15 protein-coding genes are annotated in these 16,162 nt (G+C 71.5%); 5 read left to right on the top strand and 10 right to left on the bottom strand.

Going from position 1 to position 16,162, the window contains the following annotated elements; all coding sequences use genetic code 11:
• Nucleotides 1-183 precede the first annotated feature (183 nt).
• The gene (locus tag Pme01_RS21345; RefSeq protein ID WP_168114368.1) at nt 184-1,521 is read left to right on the top strand and encodes a PA0049 family protein; all 1,338 of its coding nucleotides are present in this window, start codon (nt 184-186) and stop codon (nt 1,519-1,521) included.
• A 47-nt stretch (nt 1,522-1,568) separates the two neighbouring features.
• Complete coding sequence (locus Pme01_RS21340) at nt 1,569-1,748, top strand: PspC domain-containing protein (RefSeq protein WP_168114367.1); 180 nt, start codon at nt 1,569-1,571, stop codon at nt 1,746-1,748.
• Nucleotides 1,749-1,752: 4 nt separating this feature from the next.
• Here the strand turns inward: Pme01_RS21340 and Pme01_RS21335 are convergent, their stop codons facing one another.
• Genes Pme01_RS21335 through Pme01_RS21325 form a run of 3 tightly spaced genes read right to left on the bottom strand, consistent with a single transcriptional unit; the run spans nt 1,753 to nt 5,171 of the window.
• Nucleotides 1,753-2,904, bottom strand: a complete 1,152-nt coding sequence (locus Pme01_RS21335) for a saccharopine dehydrogenase family protein (protein ID WP_168114366.1) — start codon at nt 2,902-2,904, stop codon at nt 1,753-1,755.
• Nucleotides 2,905-2,920: 16 nt separating this feature from the next.
• Nucleotides 2,921-3,784: a hypothetical protein gene (locus Pme01_RS21330; RefSeq protein ID WP_168114365.1), complete on the bottom strand. Its 864-nt coding sequence runs from the start codon at nt 3,782-3,784 to the stop codon at nt 2,921-2,923.
• Nucleotides 3,785-3,830: 46 nt separating this feature from the next.
• Complete coding sequence (locus Pme01_RS21325) at nt 3,831-5,171, bottom strand: flavin-containing monooxygenase (protein WP_239088370.1); 1,341 nt, start codon at nt 5,169-5,171, stop codon at nt 3,831-3,833.
• A gap of 70 nt (nt 5,172-5,241) precedes the next feature.
• Between Pme01_RS21325 and Pme01_RS21320 the strand changes: the two genes are divergently transcribed.
• A complete protein-coding gene (locus Pme01_RS21320) occupies nt 5,242-6,036 on the top strand; it encodes an alpha/beta hydrolase (protein WP_168114363.1) in 795 nt (264 codons plus the stop codon).
• A 3-nt stretch (nt 6,037-6,039) separates the two neighbouring features.
• On the opposite strand, the gene Pme01_RS21315 is transcribed toward Pme01_RS21320, so the two are convergent.
• The 3 genes from Pme01_RS21315 to Pme01_RS21305 all read right to left on the bottom strand — a co-directional run bounded on the left by Pme01_RS21315 (nt 6,040) and on the right by Pme01_RS21305 (nt 8,024).
• Entirely contained in the window at nt 6,040-6,699 is a 660-nt protein-coding gene (locus Pme01_RS21315; protein WP_168114362.1) for a TetR/AcrR family transcriptional regulator, read from the bottom strand.
• A 182-nt stretch (nt 6,700-6,881) separates the two neighbouring features.
• Nucleotides 6,882-7,511 carry an acetoacetate decarboxylase family protein gene (locus Pme01_RS21310; RefSeq protein ID WP_168114361.1) on the bottom strand — a complete coding sequence of 210 codons (630 nt, stop codon included), beginning with the start codon at nt 7,509-7,511 and terminating at the stop codon, nt 6,882-6,884.
• A gap of 165 nt (nt 7,512-7,676) precedes the next feature.
• On the bottom strand, nt 7,677-8,024 hold the full coding sequence (locus Pme01_RS21305; RefSeq protein ID WP_203935780.1) for a hypothetical protein: 348 nt from the start codon (nt 8,022-8,024) through the stop codon (nt 7,677-7,679).
• Between the two features lie 130 nt (nt 8,025-8,154).
• Here Pme01_RS21305 and Pme01_RS21300 point away from each other — a divergent pair, with 130 nt between their 5' ends.
• Entirely contained in the window at nt 8,155-8,733 is a 579-nt protein-coding gene (locus tag Pme01_RS21300) for an NADPH-dependent FMN reductase (RefSeq protein WP_168114359.1), read from the top strand.
• A 39-nt stretch (nt 8,734-8,772) separates the two neighbouring features.
• Here the strand turns inward: Pme01_RS21300 and Pme01_RS21295 are convergent, their stop codons facing one another.
• Complete coding sequence (locus Pme01_RS21295; protein WP_168114358.1) at nt 8,773-9,936, bottom strand: LLM class flavin-dependent oxidoreductase; 1,164 nt, start codon at nt 9,934-9,936, stop codon at nt 8,773-8,775.
• Complete coding sequence (locus Pme01_RS21290; protein WP_168114357.1) at nt 9,933-10,748, bottom strand: alpha/beta fold hydrolase; 816 nt, start codon at nt 10,746-10,748, stop codon at nt 9,933-9,935. The genes Pme01_RS21295 and Pme01_RS21290 overlap by 4 nt, the downstream gene beginning before the upstream one ends.
• A 179-nt stretch (nt 10,749-10,927) precedes the next feature.
• Between Pme01_RS21290 and Pme01_RS21285 the strand changes: the two genes are divergently transcribed.
• Nucleotides 10,928-11,935, top strand: a complete 1,008-nt coding sequence (locus Pme01_RS21285; RefSeq protein WP_168114356.1) for an AraC family transcriptional regulator — start codon at nt 10,928-10,930, stop codon at nt 11,933-11,935.
• A gap of 221 nt (nt 11,936-12,156) precedes the next feature.
• On the opposite strand, the gene Pme01_RS21280 is transcribed toward Pme01_RS21285, so the two are convergent.
• Both Pme01_RS21280 and Pme01_RS21275 read right to left on the bottom strand, forming a co-directional pair.
• Nucleotides 12,157-12,486: a hypothetical protein gene (locus Pme01_RS21280; protein WP_168114355.1), complete on the bottom strand. Its 330-nt coding sequence runs from the start codon at nt 12,484-12,486 to the stop codon at nt 12,157-12,159.
• 311 nt (nt 12,487-12,797) lie between these two features.
• On the bottom strand, nt 12,798-16,067 hold the full coding sequence (locus Pme01_RS21275) for an AfsR/SARP family transcriptional regulator (protein ID WP_168114354.1): 3,270 nt from the start codon (nt 16,065-16,067) through the stop codon (nt 12,798-12,800).
• Nucleotides 16,068-16,162: the final 95 nt, after the last annotated feature.

Genomic DNA, 16,162 nt, shown 5'->3' with positions numbered 1-16,162 from the left:
CTCCTTGCCCAGAAGAGTCGACCAGTGCCTATTCGTTGTCAAGAGCGGCCGGACCGGCAACCCCCGTCCGCCTGCGCCGCGACAGGGCCGCGGCGCACGTGACATAGTCGTGCCACCGACCACGGATCACGTCCATATCGGACAGAGGCTGGCGGCGGACGCGCACGCCGGAGAGAAGGCATCATGACCCCACCCATCCGCAAGGCGGGATGGCTGCTGACGGCCGCCGTCACCGGCGTCGCGCTGGTGACGGCCGCCACTCCGACCCTCGGGCACTCCGCCGCTCCGGCCACGGGGTGCTACGACCGTGCCGTGCCGATCACATACGAGGAGACCCGCATCGAGACCCCGGCGCTGCCGGGCGGCGACCGGGTGCCGTACAAGCTGGTCGAACTCGGCGGCTTCACCGGGTTCGTCGAGCGGCTCAACGCCGACCTGTGCTCCACCCGGTCGGCCCAGGCGGCCGACCGGCTGCTGCGCGAGCGCGGCGCCGAACTGTGGCGGACCGCGGTCGAGCGGGCGCAGGGCAAGCGCTGGATGGGCAGCATCGAACGGTACGACGACCGCCCGCTGTACTGGGCGCGCCTGATGGGCACCCGCGACCTGCGACAGTGGCGGCCGGCGTTCGGGCTGTCGGACCAGGCGCGCGCGTCGCTGCTGAAGACCTTCGAGTACGCGTCCCGCGGGATCTCCTCGACGTCCTTCCCCCGGGACAAGAAGTCGATCCGGGTTCTGGTGAGCGGCTTCGACCCGTACCAGCTCAACGGCGAGATCCGCCGCTCCAACCCGTCCGGCGCCTCGTCTTTGCAGCTCGACGGGCAGGTGTACCAGGTGGGCGACCGTACCGTCCACATCCAGTCGGTGATGCTGCCGGTGACGTGGAGCGGCTTCAACGCCGGCTACGTCGAGGACGCCTTCGGCCCGCACCTGACCCCGAAGTCGCCCGAGCGCGCCGACCTGATCATGACGATCAGCCAGGGGCTGCGCGGCACGATGAACATCGAGCAGTGGGCCGGCGCCTGGCGCGGCGGCAGCCCGGACAACAACAACGAGGGCACGCCCGAGGTCGTCCCGCAGGTCACGACCTGGCCGCAGCCCACGCCGAACCCGGAGTTCATCCAGACCACCCTGCCGTACCAGCAGATGATCGCCGCCGGCACCACCCCGTGGCCGGTGAAGCTCAACCCAGGCATCTGTGAGTGGACCGGCAACACCCGGCCGGACCCGGCGAAGGTCTCCTGCCACGACAACGGCCCCTCGCCCGACGCGCAGGCCCAGTCCGGCGGCGGGGGGAACTACCTGTCCAACGAGAGCATGTACCGCTCGAACCGGCTGCGGCTCGCCCTCGGCGCCACCAGCCTCCCCGGCGGCCACCTGCACATCTCCGCCCTCGTGTACCCGAAGGACCCGCTGGTCCTCATCGACCAGGCGTTCGCCTCCGACCGGGCGCAGACCATCGAACAGACCGTCGCGCTGGTCAAGGCCGCCGGCGCCGCGATCGCCGGCGGACGGAAAGGTTGAACGGTCCCCTTACAGTCGAGATGTCCGGTGACGAAGGGGGAACCGACATGGCCCAGTTGACCCGACCGACCAACGGCCGCTGGATCGCCGGCGTGTGCGCCGGCCTCGCGCGCCGGTTCAACATGCCGCCGATGCTGGTGCGGCTGCTGTTCATCCTGTCGTGCCTGCTGCCCGGGCCGCAGGTCCTGATCTACCTCGTGCTGTGGGTGATGATGCCGTCCGAGTGAGGCGTCAGCCGCGGTCCACGACGCGGAACGAGATGCCGGCCCGCTCCAGCCGCGCCCGGAGCGGGCCGCCCATGGCCACGGCCGTGGTCACCTGCCCGGCCGTGGCCGGCAGCGGGTCGTACGCCAGACACAGCGCCGACTCCGCCAGCATCTTCGCGGTCTCGCCGTAGCCCGGGTCTCCCCCGGCGACCTCGGTGACGACGCGCTGGTCGCCGGCCTCGCCGACGAACCGCACCCGGAACCAGCCCTTCTCGCGCTGCGCGGCGGTGGGGCCGCTACCGGGCGGACGCAGCCGGACCAGCAGCCCGCGGGCCGGCGGCACCTGGGCGAGCGCGAACGTCCCCGCCACCGCGGCGGTCAACCCCGCCGCGACGAGGGGGCTCTTCACCGCCATGAAGTGGCCGTACGAGAAGTCGGGCCCGTACCGGTCCAGCGCCGCCGCCGAGCGGGTCACGATCTGCGGGTCGACGGTCGGCAGCGGCAGTACCCACGCACCCGTCTCACTGTCGTGTCCGGGGCGGCCCGCGACGGCGCGCACCCGGCGCCCTTCCCCGCGAGGCTCGGCGCGCCGCCGCTCGCGGTGCACGGCCGCCGCCTGGCGGAAGCGCCCGAACGCGGTCACGGCCGACCCGAACGTCCCGCCGGAGAGGACGCCGCCCGCGCTGACGTAGCCGCGCAGCCGGATCGGCCGGTCCGACGGCAACTGTTCCACGGTGAACAGGGCCCCCAGGTCGTGCGGGACGGAGTCGAAACCGCAGGCGTGCACCAGGCGGGCGCCGGTGCGCTCGGCGGTGGCGTGGTGGCGCAGGTACATCAGGTCGACGAACTCGGGCTCGCCGGTCAGGTCGACGTAGTCGGTGCCGGCCTCGGCGCAGGCGGCGACGAGCGGCTCGCCGTACCGGATGTACGGGCCGACGGTGCTGATGACGACCCGGGCGGACCCGGCGAGCCGGCGCAGCGAGCCGGCGTCGGTCACGTCGGCGTCGAGGATCGACACGTCCACGCCGAGCCGGTCGCGCAGCGCCGCCAGCTTCTCGCGGTTGCGGCCGGCGAGCGCCCACCGCATCCCGGCAGGGGCGTGCGCGGCAAGGTACTCGGCGGTGAGCGCCCCGGTGAAGCCGGTAGCGCCGAAGAGAGCGATGTCGAAATCCGTCACGTACCTGACGCTAGCGTCAAGCCCCCGCCTCACCGAACCACGGGTTGCCGATTCGGCAGAAGTACTGGTCCGCGATGTGGTTGAGGATGCGCCGCGCGTCGGTGAACCGGTCGGCGACCTCCGACACGACGGCCAGTTGGGTGGTGGTCACCGGCGCCAGGTCGAGGGCCCGCCGGTACCAGCGCTGCCCGAGCTGCTCCAGGAGCGCGATCGGCGGCGAGGTGACCAGACCGCTGGAGTCATCGGCGGGCAGCCCGGCGGCGCGCAGCAACCGCGCCGCGTCGAACGGCCCGAACGCGTACAGCTGGGTGTAGTCGGGGAAGACCCCGGTCAGGAACAGCGCGACGTCGCCGAGGCGCCGGTACCGGCCGGGGCGGTACGCGGGCGGCGACTGCTCCGCCATGTCGGCCAGCCCGACCGGGTCGAGTTCGCTGTACCGCTTGGAGCGCCAGCCGCGCGCCGTCCGGGTCCAGTACCGCCCGCTGGCTACCCGGACGAAGGAGGTCAGCAGCTCCGCCAGGAACAGTCGGCGCATCGGGTCGGCCAGGAACTCCCGCAGCCGCGGCGCGTCGAACACCGGTACCCGCTGCCGGGGTGCGGAGCGCTCGGCCACGAACGCGGTGGTGGCGATCTCCCTGGTGGCCTGTTCGACCGCGACCAGGAACGCGACGAACGGCGACACCGCGACCAGGCCGGCCGGCTGCTGCCCGTACACCTGATCGAACAGCTCCGGACGGTCGAACAGCTCCAGTACGGTCGCGGGGCGCCCGCGCAGCTCCCCGGCCCGCTCGGTGTCCAGGCCCGCCGTCGCGGCGAGGACCCGCAGGTCGGCGTCGGTCAGGTGCTCCAGGCACCCCCGACCAGCGGCCTCCCTGTCCACGCTCCTACGTTATGTCGCACTGACGCTGCGCAACCAGCGGGCCGGCTCAGGCGGCGGCCCGGGCGGCCGGCGTCCTCGCCCCACCTGCCCGCCGGGCGCCACGGGCCCGCTCCCGGCGCAGCGCGTGCATGTAGTCGTCGAAGTCGACCTGGATGGTGTGGCGCTTGGAGGCCACGTACCGCTTGGCGGTGGCGCGCCGGTGCCCGGCGATCTCGGCCCGCATCTCGGCGTCGCCGGGGAGCGCGTACCGGCCCTGCAGGTGATCGGCGACCAGCTCGGACTGCCGTTCGGCGATCGGCATGATCGCGCCGAGGGGCTGGATCAGGCCGATGAAGTACAGGCCGGGTACGTCCGGGTGGAACACCCGCTGGTACAGCCCGATCTCGTTGTCGGCGCCCGGGTCCAGGAAGTCCGGGTCGAAGAACGGAAAGCTGATCTTGTACCCGGTGCAGTAGACGACCAGGTCGGCCTCGACCCGGCTGCCGTCGGTGAACACGACCTCGCCGCCGTCGAAGTGGTCGATGTCGGGCTTGGGCGTGATCGCGCCGTGCGCCAGCCGGTCCAGGATCCGGCTGGACATCGTGGGGTGGGCCTGGGCGAACTTGTGGTCGGGCCTGGGCAGGCCGTACCGCTCCATCGGGCCGGTCGCGGCGCGCATGATGACGCGGGCGAGCGGCCACCGCACCCAGGCGGGGATCCACTCGCTGCCGCCGATCTGGTCGTACGGCCGGCCGAAGACGTACTTCGGGATGACGTGCACCCCGCGCCGGGCCGACAGGTAGGTGACCTCCGCGTGGTAGCTGGCGTCGACGGCGATGTCCATCCCGGAGTTGCCCATGCCCACGACCACCACGCGCTTGCCGACGAGCTGGGTCTCCTCGGTGTAGCTGTGGGAGTGGATCTGCTCGCCGGTGAAGCCGTCCGCGCCGGGGAACGCCGGCTCGGGCCAGCGCGGATCCCAGTGGTGGCCGTTGGCCACGCAGACCGCCCCGTACTCGCGGGTCTCTCCCGTGCTCAGGCGCACCTCGAACACCCCGTCGGCGCGCCGGCTCACGTGCTCGACGCCGGTGTTGAAGGCGATCCGGTCGCGGAAGCCGAAGTGGTCGACGTAGGCGTCGAAGTACGCGGCGATCTGGTCGTGCCGCGCGAAGTCGGGCAGGTGGTCGGCCATCGGGAAGTCGCTGAACTCCATGCGCTCCCGGGAGGTGTTGATGTGCAGCGACCGGTACGAGGCCGACAGGCCGTTGCGGTTGCCCCACACCCAGTTGCCGCCGACCCGGTCGGAGAGCTCGAAGCAGTCGAAGTCGATGCCCCGCTCGTGCAGGATCTTCGCGGTGGCGATCCCGGACGAGCCGGCACCGATGACACAGACACGCGGCAGGGACACGAGCCGACCTCCACGGGAACGATTGTGACCACTGGTCATATGACCACCGGTCACAGTAGAGTGCCCATCCATGACGGGCAACCCCTTCGCCACCAACCGGGCTGTGTCGCGCCCGCAGCTGGAGATCCTCGAACGCCAACCAGCCGTCGACAGCGGAAAGCCGCCCCTGCTGTTCGTCCACGGCCTGGGCCACGGCGCCTGGTGCTGGGAGAACTGGCTCGACGCCGCTGCGGCGGCCGGCCATCCCGCGTATGCGGTGTCGCTGCGCGGCCACGGCGGTAGCGGCGGCAGCCTGCGGGGTGCGCGGCTCGGGCAGTACGTCGACGACGTGATCAGGGCCGCCGCCACACTCCCCCGCCGCGCCGTCCTGGTCGGCCACTCCCTCGGCGGGCTGGTGGTACAGAAGGCCCTCGCGCGCTACTCCGCGTACGCCGGCGTGCTGGTGGCACCGGTACCGGCGCACCCCGCCGTCGCGTCACTGCTCGCCGTCGCCCGCCGGCACCCGCTCGACGCGGCCAGGCTGACGTTCGGCGGCAGCCTGCCGCTGCGCGCCGACTACCTGTTCACCACGCTGGACGGCGAGGAGGCGAAGCGGCACACCGACCGGTGCGGGCGTGAGTCGGCGCTGGCCCAGTACCAGTTGCTGCTGCACCGGCCGGCCGCACCGCCGCGCGGTGGCGCGCCCGTCCTCGTCCTCGCGACCCCCGACGACCGGCTGGTACCGATCCGTGGCGTCCGGTCGACGGCGACGCGCTACGGCGCGACCCTGCGGGAGTTCCCCGGCATGGGCCATGACCTGATGCTCGACGTGCGATGGGAGGAGCCGCTGAAGTCCATGGTGGACTGGCTGTCCACCGCCCGTTGACAGTCAGCGGTCGGCCTGCACCGGGTCTCCGAACGCGGCGGCCAGCACGCCGATCAGCCGACCGACCGCCGCCTCCACCTGGGCCGGGTCGCCGCTGTCCAACCCCAGCACCGGGTCAAGGCCGGGGCTGTGCGGTGCCAGCGCGAGGTGTGGAAGTACCAGCAACAGCAGCGCCAACAGGGCCTCCACGTCCGCGTCGGCCCGCAGGTCGCCGGCCTCCCGCGCGCCCTCCAGCAACGGGCGCAGCACCTCGAGGTAGTGGCGGTTGGCCACCTCGCGCACCGCCGAGCGGGCGGCCGGGTCGGGTTCGAGGTTCACCGCGGCGGTGAACGCCAGGTCGAGCGGGTGGGTACGGAAGTACTCCACCCACGCGAGCATGAGCTGACGGACGGCGACGAAGAAGCCGCGATCCCAGGGCATGTCCGGGATCTGTGCCTCCATGTGCTCCCGGATCCGCATACTCGCCAACTCGGACAGGTACGCGTACAGGTCCGCCTTGTCGACGAAGTACTGGAACAGGCTGCCCTTCGCCACGCCCGCGTTGCGGGCGATGACGTTCAGGCTGCCACACGAGAAGCCGTGGGACGCGAACTCCGCCTCCGCCGCCGCGAGCACAGCCAGCCGGCGGGCGGGCGGAAGCCGATCCCAGGTTGCCGTCGGCACCGACAAATCACCCCGCCTCCATGACCACTGGTCACTATTGTGCCGCTACCGCGTCGCGCCCGGCCGGGCGTACCGCCCTCTTCTAACTTAACTGGTTAACAACCCGCCGACGGTGACCTGCACCGCATCCTGAACTCGCGTATCGCTACCGGCCGGGCGCTCGCCGCGTCCGGCCGGCGTGTTTACGCTCCCGCCTCTGGCTCCCCGAAGACCATCCGGAAGTCGCGGAGTGCCACGGTCAGCCAGGGCCGGCGACCGCTCAGGTACGCCAGCGGGCCGGCGGGCGCCACCCGCCAGGTCGCCGTCGCCGACCGGATACCGGCCCGGCCGCGCACCGGCGTCACCTCGACCCGACCCCTCAGCCACTGCGCCACCGACAGCCTCGTCGGCCACCGCCCGGGGAGCGGCCGCCCCAGCGAGATCCGCGCCTCCGCGATGCCTCCGGCGGCCGCCCGGACCACTCCGGGGGCCGGTGACCCGACCTCCAGGTCCGCCAGCTCCTTCGGGATGCCCCACATCTCCCGGCCGCCGTCGCGCGAGGCCGGGCTGTCCACCCAGATGTCCACAATGGTCACCTGCGGATGGTTGCGTTCGCGGACCAGTACTGCCGAGAGCAGTTCGCGGTACGACAGGACCCCGCCCGGCTCGTAGTCGACCCACGCGGTACCGACGATCGCGTGGCCGCCGACCGTGACCGGGCGTACCGTCGCCGCGAGCCCGTCGGGCAGTGGGGGCAGCCGGTCGCGGGGTACGAGCCAGACCGAGAGGTACAGCTGACCGCGCAGGTGCCACGGCTCGGGTGGGTAGCTCATCGGCCTATTCTGCTGGCCCGCGGCGGACGTCGGGCTTCAGAACGGCGCGCGCCGCCCTCGCGCCGAAGGTCCGCCGCCTGTACGACCAGCGCTGAAAGCCAGCGGAGGACGGATGGACAGCTTCACCGAGCTGCCCATCCTTCCTCCGTGAGTTACGTCGGCGCCCTACGTGTACGGCTTCTCGGCGCTCGGCCTGCCCTCTTCGGTGTATACCGCGCCGGTCTCCGGCGAGCCGGGGACCGCCTCCGCGACGTGACGCCGGATGGGAACGCTCTGACCGAGCACCTGCCCGGTGTCACTGCCGGGGTCGTCCACGGCCACCTCGTCAACAACCGTATCGTCGCCAGCCCGGCCGTCGCGGTCCTGATCGCCAAGGACCGCCCTCTCGCGCTCCTGCCGGTCCGCCTCGGGTGCCCCTACAGACTGCTGACTCATCTCATTCACCTCCGATACGGGGCAGAAGCGCGACTGGCTGCGCTCGCCGGTCGGCGCGCTGCTGAACTGGTCCCGCAAGCCACGAGCACGGTTAGGCGGGCTGCCGGAAACGGCTCGTTCGTGCCGGAAGCGGCTCGTGCCCGCGTGCCGGCCGCACCTACCGTCGCGGCAGGCATTCGAGTTCGCGACGAGCGCCGCGGAGGCGAACATGGGCGGAAATGCGGTACGGGTTCTCGGGATCGGGGGTACGACGAGGCACGACTCCAGCTCCGAACGTGCCCTGCGGATCGCGGCCGGGGCCGCCGCGGACGAAGGCGCGACCGTCGAGCTGATCACCGGGCGGGCGCTGATGCTTCCGATCTACGACCCGGAGAGTCCGGAGCGCTCGGACGAGGCGCTCGCGTTCGTGGCGGCGCTGCGCGACGCCGACGCCCTGCTCATCGCGTCCCCGGGGTACCACGGCACCGTCTCGGGGATGGTGAAGAACGCCCTGGACTACGTCGAGGACCTGCGGTACGACGACCGCCCGTACCTGAGCGGACTGGCGGTCGGCTGCATCGCCGTGGCGTACGGCTGGCAGGCGGCCGTCTCGACCCTGCACACCCTCCGCACCTGCGCGCACGCGCTACGGGGCTGGCCGACCCCGCTCGGCGCCGCGCTCAACGCCTCGATGCCGGTCTTCGACACGGCCACCGGCGCGTGCACGGACGAGCCGGCGCGCTTCCAACTGGAGACGGTCGGCCGCCAGGTCGTCAGCTTCGCCACGGCGCACCCGTGCCGCGCGTGAACGCCGACCGCTCCGCCGGCGGGAGAGCGGGCGGACCATTCAGGAGGCCGCGGTCACGCCGCAGGCGACGCCGAGCGGTCGCAGCGCCGGCATCACCTCGGACGCGAACAGTTCCATGCTGCGGGTGGTCTGCTCGTGCGTGATGTCACCGATCGAGAACAGCCCGATGAGCTGGCCGAAGCCCAACTCCTCCTGAAGCTCCCGCAGCCGGGATGTGACGGATTCGGGGCTGCCGACGACGACGTACCCGCCCGCCAGCAGCTCCTCGTACGACATCTCGGTGTAGGCCTTCATCCCGGCCACCAGCAGGCCACGCATGGAGCCGGGTGACATGTACCCGGGCGGGAAGACGAGCGATGTGCTCTGCTTCAGTCCCTTGTGGAACAGCCACTCGACGTGCTGGCGGCCCTCGCGGTGGGCCTGCTCGTCGGTCTCGGCCACGTAGATCGGTACCGAGAACGCGATCTTCTCCGGGTCGGGCGCGATCCCGATCTCCTCGGCCGCGCGCCGGTACCCGTCGAACCAGCGGCGGACCACGCGCGTGTCCGCGTACACCGACATGTACGTGTAGCCGTGCTCGGCGACGAACGTCATCGTCTCGGTGCTGCCCGCACCCGGGATGTAGATGGGCGGGTGCGGTTCCTGCAGCGTCCGCGGCCACACGTTGACGTACCGGTACTCGTAGTTGGGGCTGATCCACTGGAACGGCTCGTCGGCCGTCCACGCCTTGATGATCAGGTCGTGGGCCTCGTTGAACCGGTCGCGGGACCGGGTCGGGTTGACGCTGTGCCCGAAGTACTCCCAGCCGATGCCGCGGACGAAGCCGGAGACCACCCGCCCGTTGCTGAGGTGGTCGAGCATGGCGATCTCCTCCGCCACCCGGAGGGGGTTACCACGCACCCCGATCGCGTTGCCGAGCACCATGACCTGCGCCCGCTCGGTCCGTCTGGCGAGAGCGGCGGCCATGATGTTGGGCGACGGCATCAACCCGTACGCACTCTGGTGGTGCTCGTTGACGGCGATGCCGTCGAAGCCGAGCCTCTCGGCGTACTCGAGTTCGTCGAGGTACCGGTGGTAGAGCCGGTTGCCGAGTGCCCGGTCGAAGAACTTACGGGGGAAGTTCAGTGACGGCGACGGGTACCTCTCGTCGAAGTCGTCCGGCAGGTACGGGTAGGGCATCAGGTGGAAGAAGACGAACTTCATCGGCGCGCTCCACTCTCGTCGGCACCCGTCGTCAGGAACTTGGTGATGAGCTCGGCGAATTCGCCGGGGCGTTCGAAGTACATGGCGTGACCGCACTTCTCGACCAGCGCGAACCCGGCGTCCGGGATCCGTTCGGCGTACCGCCGCCCGTGCTCCACCGGGACGATCTTGTCGCCCGAGGGGCAGACCACCAGCGTCGGCGCGGTGATGCGGTGCAGCCGGCGTTCCAGCTTCGGGTTGCACAGGAACGGGTTCCACGCGAACCGGGCGAACGCCGTCATGTCGCGGTACGCGGTCAGCACGTCTTCGATGCTCGGCTCGGCGGGAAAGAGCGCCGAGGCCTTTGCCGGGTCGGCGAAGAGCGCACCGGGGAGCTGGTCGGGCGTCAGCAGGAACAGGTCGGTGACCGGGTGGTCGGGAAGCCGCAGCCCGGCCGGGCCGAGCAGTACCAGCGAGCCGATCGCATCCGGGCGTGCGACGGCGAGCTCGGCCGCGACCCAGCCGCCGAACGAGGCCCCGACGACGTGCGGACGCTCGAGCCCGAGCCGTTCGATGAGGTCGAGGTAGTGGTAGACGAGGTCGTCGACGCCCTCGACCTCGGCCAGCTCGTCGGAGCCGCCGAACCCCGGGTGGTCGGGCGCGAACACCTCGAACCGCCGCGCGAGCAGTTCGTGGAATTCGTGCCACTCCCCCGCCCCGCCCGCTGCGTGCAGGAAGAGAACCGGGGTACCCGCACCGCCCCGGAACAGCTGGACCCGGCCACCGGGGAAATCGAGATATTCGACCGTTGCCTGCCCTACGTCGTTGGCCACCTGCGCCACGGCACACCTCCCGCGTCCGTCCTGCCGATGTGGACGTTGCCGACGGTAGGAGCCCGGTAAGCCGCCGACGAGCCGCTTTCCGCACCGTCGGGCCGGTTCCCGCACGCTGGTTGACTTTCCCGGCGTATCGCGGTGATTCTGCACATCAGCCGTCATGCATGGAGGTGGCCATGCCCGCGCCGTACGCGTCCATGGACGAAGAGCAGGACATCCGGCTTCCGCACCCCACCGTGATCCGCACCGGGGTCATGTCCGAGGCGAGGACCCGGACGCAACGACTCCTGAACAACATCCACCACATGAGGGTGCTCGACCGCGAGCGCCGCTTCCTCGCCCGCGTCCAGTACCGGTCGGTCAACGGACTGGGCCTGATGTCGTCCACGTACGGACCGGCCGTCGAGATCACCTGCTCGCCGCCGATCAGCCTGGTGACCGTGAGCTTCGTGTACGGCGGCGCGATGCTCACCGAGGTCGCCGGGCACACCGTCGTCGCCGGTGGCACGCGTGCAGCCGTCTTCTGCTACCGCGACACCGTCGCGATGCGGTGGACCCCCGGCATGCGGCAGCTCATGCTGACCGTCGAGAAGCCCCTCGTCGAGCGGTACCTGCGGAACCTGCTGGACGAGCCCATCCACCAGCCGGTGGTCTTCCAGCCGGAGCTGGACCTGGAGAGCGGGGGCCAAGGCGTGACGGCGGCGGTGCAGACCCTGCGGCTGGCGCTCGAACGGTGTGGCAAGGCCGGCCCGCCCCCGGTCCTGGCCGCGGAGATCGAGCACGGCATCCTGACGGCGCTTCTGCTGGGCCAGCGGCACAACTACACCGACGCCATCTTCTCGGCACGCTCGCTGCCGGCGCCGCGGGTCGTTCGCCGGGTCGTCGAGCTCATCCACTCGTCGCCGCAGACGGCCTTCACCGTGGCCGACCTGGCCGCGTTCGCCGGCACCAGCGAACGCTCCCTGCACGCGGCGTTCCGCCGGCAGCTGGGTACCTCACCCATGTCGTACGTGCGCCGTCACCGCCTCGAACAGGCGCACGAGGAACTGCTGCGGCTGGATCCCGCCACCGGGGTCACGGTCACCGACGTGGCGATGCGTTACGGGTTCACTCACACCGGCCGGTTCGCGGCCGCGTACCGGGCGCGGTTCGGCGAACCACCCTCGGCCACGCTGCGCCGCTGACTCAACGTGATGGTTTGCGCGCGTACTCCCCCAGCCCCTGTTCCAGCATCGCGAAAGCGGTCCGGCTCAGCTTGCGGACGTCGTCGCGCTTCGCGCGCTCTCGTCGGCGAGCGCACCGGCCTGCCAGGGTGACGGCAGCGAACGCGCCTTCCGGTCGAAGGCGCGTTCGCGTGTCATCACCGTCCGGTGACCGCCGCTACCCGGGCGGCCGAACTATGCCGCTAAATCTGTTTGCAGCTCTTGTCCTGGAACATCATCAACGCGGGCCAGATGTAGACCTGCACAACCGTGCACCAGTTGCCGGGCGAGTACGTCCACGTGGCGGTGTCGCCGTAACACATCTTGCCGTCCAGATCACTGAAGCAGGTGTGCTCGGTCTTCCCGAGGTAGTTGGCTCCGCCGTTGGAGTAGACCTCGACCGACACCCGCGCCTGGTTCCACTGGTTGTAGTTCATGCAGGAGAACACACCATCGAACTGGATCCGTCCGCTCTTGTTCCACGGGTACATGGCCATCGCGTAGCAGTCGTCTCGCGGGGATGCCTGGCTCATCGTACTGACGGTGGACTGCTTCGCCGTGGCGGCGGAGCTCCCCACCTCAGCGGCGTGTGCGGGCGTTGCCATGAGGCCGAACACTGCCGCCGCGACACACGCGATCAGTCCTCGCCGTAGCTGCGCCGGTCGATTCATGAACGTTCCTTCCAGATCGTCACTGGTTGATCTCTGTACGCTCCACTGTCGTTCGGCCGGCATCCCGGGGCCAGGACGGCGAGCGGACATTGAGCGGACATTGACCGGACGGCACGGCCGGTTGCCCGTGCCGACGACCCATGAACGTCGGGCAGCCGGCGGACGCGCCGTCGTCAGCCCGGCCGGGTAGCGGGATCGCCGGCCTCGACACGAAGGTCGGCCGCCCGACGCCGGTGCTCGGCGGCGTGGTCGGGTCGACCGGCGCGCTCGTGCACCTCGGCGAGGAGGGCGTGGGTGCGGGTCAGCTCCAGTCGGGCGCCGGTGCCGCGCAGGGCCGTCACCGCGCACTCGCCGTCGCGGCAGGCCTCGGCGAGGCTGCCGACGGCCAGCTGGACGCGGGCAAGACAGGTCAGCGCCTGGGCGCGCAGGGTCGCAAACCCCATGTCGGTACTGACCCGCAGCGCCTCCCGGGCGAGGTCGGCGGCCTGGTCGTACCGGTCCTGCCGGGTCAGGACGGCGGCCAGCCCGATCAGGGCGGTGGCTTCGGCGTACGGGTTGCCGATCGTCCGGGCCGACTCGAGGGCCCGCTCGTGGTGGTCACGTGACCTCTGACAGCAGCCCAGTTCCCGGTACACCGTGCCCAGGACGTTGAAGGCGTCGGCACGGAACTTCTGGTAACCCGTGCCGTCGGCCAGTTCGAGAGCGGCGCCGGCCAGTTCAAGGGCCTCGGCATGACGGCCCGCGTCGCGGTGCGCCGCCGCCAGGCCGTTCAGCGCATCCGCCTGGCTTCCCCGATTGCCCAGTTCCCGGTGGAGTGCGACGGCGGCGTCCAGATGCGACACGGCTTCGTCGAGGTACCCCATCCGTTGCTCGGCCTGACCGAGGTTGGTCAGCGCGAACGCCTCGCCGCTGCGCGAGCCGGTCTTCTGGTACAGCACGATCGCCTGCCGGGCATGGTCGGCGGCCTGTTCCAGGTCTCCGAGGTCCGCGTGCAGGTACGCGAGGTTGTTGAGGTTACTGGCCTGCCCCGCCAGCCGGCCCAGTCGCCGGTTGATCTCCAGTACGTCGGCGAGCCGGCGGGCGGCCTGCTGCCGGTGGCCGAGTTCGATGTCGATCGCGGCGACGTTACCCATGGCGGCCGCCACGCCCTCCTCCCAGCCGGCGAGTCCGGCCAGCTCACACGCCCGCAGGTACTGGTCGCGGGCCTCGGCGGCCCTGCCGCGCAGCCACTGCGGTGTGGCCAGGCCGATCCGGGCGGCCGCCTCGCCGGCCAGGTGCCCGGCCGCTCGGGCGGCGCGCAGCGCGGCGGTGGCGGCGGCGAGCGCGTCCGGCACGTGCATGCCGAGCGCGAGCACTCCGCGCGCGGCGTCGGCGAGCAGCCAGGCCACCGGCAGGGGCCCGTGGTCGGCGGCATGGGAGATCGCGGCGACCAGGTTGGCCCGCTCGGAGTCGAGCCAGGCGACCGCCGTGGTGCGCTCGTCGAAGACCGCCGAACCGGATCCGGCGGGCACCGGCAGCCGCACCAGATGCGGGTAGACGACCCGGGCGGCCGCGTCGGCGGTGTGGAGGTAATAGTCGAACAGCCTCCCCAGGGCGGCCCGTCGCGCGGCCTCGTCACAGTCGTCGTACACGCGGCCGGCCGCATACGCGCGTAGCAGATCATGGCAGGTGTAGCGGTCGGGCACGTGCTCCTCGAGCAGGCACGCGGCGGTCAGGTGCGCGACCGCCTGAGCGGCCTCGCCGGTCGTGGCGTCCAGCAGCGCGGCCGCCGCGGCGACCGTGAGATCCGGGCCAGGTACGAGGCCGACCAGGCGGAACAGACGGCTGGCCGCGGCCGGTAGCGCCGCGTACGACAGATCGAAGGTCGCCCGTACCGTCGCCCGCTCGTCGCCGGTGACCGTGAGGGCCGCCAGTCGGTTGCCGTCCCGTAGGTCGGCGGTGTACGCGGCGAGGCTTCGCCCCGGCCGGGCCAGGTTGGCTGCGGCGACGCGCACCGCGAGCGGGAGGTACCCGCACAGCCGGGCCAGGTCGGCCGCTGCCGTCGGCTCGCCGTCCACCCGCTCGGCGCCGAGGATACCGGCCAGCAACGTCCGGGCCTCGTCCGGCGAGAGCACCTCGAGGAACAGTTCCCGGGCGCCGTCCAGCGCGACGAGTCCGCCGAGTCTCCGCCGGCTGGTGACGACCACGAAGCTGGACGAGCCGCCCGGCAGCAACGGGCGCACCTGCTCGGCATCGGCGGCGTTGTCGAGGAGCACCAGTACCCGCCGGTCGGCGAGCACGCTGCGGTACATCGCGGCGGCATCCTCCAGTCCAGGCGGTATCCGTTCGGGCGCGACACCGAGCCCGCACAGCAAGTGCCCCAGCGCCTGGACCGGTGGTACGGGCGGACGCGGGTCGTAGCCGCGGAGATTGACGTAGAGCTGGCCGTCGGGGAAGCGGCGACGGGCCCGGCTGGCCCAGTGCACCGCCAGCGCCGTCTTGCCGACGCCCGCGCTGCCGGTGATGGCCACGACGACGGCATGCGCGTCCGGCTGCCCCTCGTCCGGGAGCAGACCGTCGAGCTCGGCAAGATGCGCGGCCCGGCCGACAAACCCCGTCGGCTTCGGCGGCAGTTGGGCCGGCCGGACCGTACCGCCGTCCGGCGACGGCGGGGGTACCGGCCGGGCCAGCGTCACCGGGCCGGGTGCGGGCGTCCTCAGCCCGGGGTCGCCGGTCAGTATCGCCGTGTGCAGCCGCTGAAGGTCCGGACCGGGTTCGACGCCGAACTCGTCGACCAGCCGCCGCCGTAGCTGCCGGTAGGCGGCCAGCGCTTCCACATGGCGGCCGGCGCGGTACAGCAGGCGCATCCACTGTCCGACGAACACCTCGCGGTGCGGATACTCATCGACGAGTCGGCCGAGCTCACCGCTCACGCGCTCGTCGCGCCCGAGCGCGAGTTCCCATTCGACGTACTCCTCGAGGGCGGTGATGCGCTGCTCCACCAACCGGGTGGCCGCCGACCGGATGAAACGGCCGTCCATTCCGGTGAAGGGGTCGCCACGCCACAGTCCCAGGGCCGCCCGCGCACCGTCGGTCGCCTGCTCGAGCCGGCCCTGGCGCGCCAACAGCCTGGCCCGGTCGAGGTTCTCGGTGAACCGCCGGGCGTCGACGCACCCGGGCTCGATCGCCAGCCGGTACCCGCCGTGACCGGCGACGACGATGTCAACCGGCGCGCCGGCCGCCACCAGCGCACGCCGCAGCGCTGCCGCGCCATTCCTCACCTGCTGATCAGCGCTGGACGGAGCGTTTCCGTCCCACAGGGCGGCCGTCAGGTTCGACAGCGTGACCGACCGGTTCGGCTCCAGCAACAGGGTGGCGAGGATCCTTTCCACCCGGGGCGGACCCACCGCCACGACGCGACCCCCGACCGCCGCCTCGAGCGGCCCGAGAACGCGAAAATCCACGCGGTCCTCCCCCATCACCCCGCATCCACGCATCGTACCGATAGGCCTCGATAGCTCCGACACGTATCGAATGACACACGTGTGACACATGTGTG

Source organism: Planosporangium mesophilum, from assembly GCF_016863255.1.
Lineage (GTDB): Bacteria > Actinomycetota > Actinomycetes > Mycobacteriales > Micromonosporaceae > Planosporangium > Planosporangium mesophilum.
Note: the sequence above shows the minus strand (reverse complement) of the source record. Positions and strands in the feature narration are given on the sequence as shown.